The organism is Methylobacterium amylolyticum, assembly GCF_030700245.1.
Classification (GTDB): domain Bacteria; phylum Pseudomonadota; class Alphaproteobacteria; order Rhizobiales; family Beijerinckiaceae; genus Methylobacterium.
The window spans coordinates 1-2,036 of the sequence record NZ_JAUYZI010000131.1 but is presented as its reverse complement, the minus strand read 5'-3'; the positions used below and the strand labels follow the sequence as shown (position 1 = coordinate 2,036).

The 2,036-nt window shown below is 68.6% G+C and carries 1 protein-coding gene and 2 pseudogenes; 1 reads left to right on the top strand and 2 read right to left on the bottom strand.

Going from position 1 to position 2,036, the window contains the following annotated elements; all coding sequences use genetic code 11:
* Window positions 1–10: 10 nt before the first annotated feature.
* Window positions 11–777 (bottom strand): annotated as a pseudogene (locus tag Q8W71_RS32800) (IS5 family transposase).
* 214 nt (window positions 778–991) lie between these two features.
* On the opposite strand from Q8W71_RS32800, the pseudogene Q8W71_RS32795 reads away from it, so the two are divergent.
* Window positions 992–1,695: pseudogene (locus Q8W71_RS32795) on the top strand (IS3 family transposase); the annotation flags it as partial.
* A 32-nt stretch (window positions 1,696–1,727) separates the two neighbouring features.
* On the opposite strand, the gene Q8W71_RS32790 reads toward Q8W71_RS32795, so the two are convergent.
* On the bottom strand, window positions 1,728–2,036 hold a 309-nt coding region (locus Q8W71_RS32790; RefSeq protein ID WP_305529035.1), incomplete at its 5' end, for an integrase core domain-containing protein.

Below are 2,036 nucleotides of genomic sequence, written 5' to 3'. Positions count from 1 at the left end.
TAGTGACGATTTAGGCGAGACTGATGGCGATAGCGGCGAGGAGGACGAAGCCGCGGAAGTTGGCCAAGAGCTTGTCGTATCGGGTTGCGACGCGGCGGAACTGCTTGAGCTTGGCAAAGAAGCGCTCGATGCGGTTGCGCTCTGTGTAGAGATGGCGGTCGTAGGCGTGCGGCCGGCGGCGGTGACGCCGGGGCGGGATCACCGGCTCGGCGCCTGCGTCCAGGATGGCGTCGTGCAGCGGATCGGCGCCGTAGCCCTTGTCGGCGATGACGGCCTTGGGCGACAGGCCCTCGATCAGGGCGTGGGCCTGGGCCATGTCGTTCTGCTGGCCCGGGCCGAGCAGCAGGCGCACGGGGTCGCCGAGCGCGTCGCAGGCGACGTGGATCTTGGTGCTCAGGCCGCCGCGGGAGCGGCCCAGGCCCTGGGCATGCGCCCCCCTTTTGACAGGCGCGCGCCGGCGGCGTGCTGGTGGGCGCGCACGATGGTGGAGTCGATCAACAGCCACTCCAGATCGGCCTCGGCGCTCAAGGCGGCCAGGACCCCGTCCAGCACGCCGCGCTCGATCCAGCGATAGTAGCGCCGCTTGACCGCCTGATGATCGCCCAGGCGCTCAGGCAAGTCGCGCCAGCGCCCGCCCGAGCGGGCCATCCACAGCAGCGCTTCGACGAAGCGGCGGTTGTCGCATCGTGGGCCGCGCTGCCCGGCCCGGCCGCCAGGGATCAGATCCCGCAGGCGCTCCCACTGGTCGTCGCGCAGGCCATCCGGGTCGTGGCTCATCCAGGCCGATCTCCAAAATCAGCCTTGAATCACAACCTCATGCCTCGCAAAACCCGCCCCCTCAGAAATCGTCACTACGCCCTAGAGCGCGAGAACGCGCGGCTGCGGCGGCTGGTAGCCGATCTATCCTTGGAGAAGCAGGTGCTGGCGGATGATCCTCCCTCGGTTTCGCGGACACCTCTGATACGCTCTTCACGGGCGGGGAAGGTGTCTGATGGCGAAGACGCGACGGGAATTCACGCCCGAGTTCAAACGCGAAGCGGCGGCCCTGCTGGAGAGCAGTGGGCGGCCGCAGATGCAGATCGCGGCCGAACTCGGGATCCAACCCTCCATGCTGAGGCAGTGGCGCGCGGCGCTGAGCGGGGTCGTACCCTCGCCGCGGCCAGGAAGGTCAACGGGGGCGCCATCCGCGAGCCCGGTCGCCTCTCCCTCCGATCAGGCGGCCGAAATCGCCCGCCTGCGGCGTGAACTCGACCGCACGCGCATGGAGCGCGACGTCCTAAAAAAGCGATCGGCATCTTTGCGGAGATGCCCAAGTGACGTTCGCCTTCACTCGAGCAGCATGCGCGCACTTGGCCGGTGCGTCTCATGTGCCGCGTGCTCGCCGTGTCTCCGAGCGGCTACTATGCGTGGCGATCACGCCCCGAGAGCGCCCGGTCGGCGTCCAACCGTCAGCTCTTGGACGATATCCGGCGCATCCATGCCAGCCGTCACCGGCGCTACGGCGGGCCGCGCGTGCATGCCGCCCTGCGAGCGGAAGGCCGGTCGGCCAGCCGCGGGCGGGTCGAGCGCCTGATGCGCCGTCATGGCATCCGGGCCCTGGCGGGCCGTCGGTTCCGACCCTGCACGACCGACAGCCGTCACGACCTGCCGATCGCCCTGAACCTCCTGAAGCAGGACTTCTCGGCGGCGCGACCTGGGATTGGGATTGCCCCGTTTTTGTGGACGGTTCAGGGGGCTTGGCTGAGCAGGGTCTCGATTGACGGTTTTGACCCGGTCTCCTGCTCGTAGACGATGGGCGAGCGGTAGCCGAGCGCCGAGTGGCGGCGCAGCGGATTGTAGAAGGCCTCGATGTAGCTGAAGACCGCCATGCGCGCCTCTGCCTGCGAGCGGAAGCGGCGGCGGGCGAGCGGTTCGCATTCGAGGGTGGAGAAGAAGCTCTCGGCCATGGCGTTGTCGTAGGCGTCGCCGACCGAACCCATCGACGGGCGCACACCCGCCTCCCGGCAGCGATTACCGAAGGCCAGCGACGTGTACTG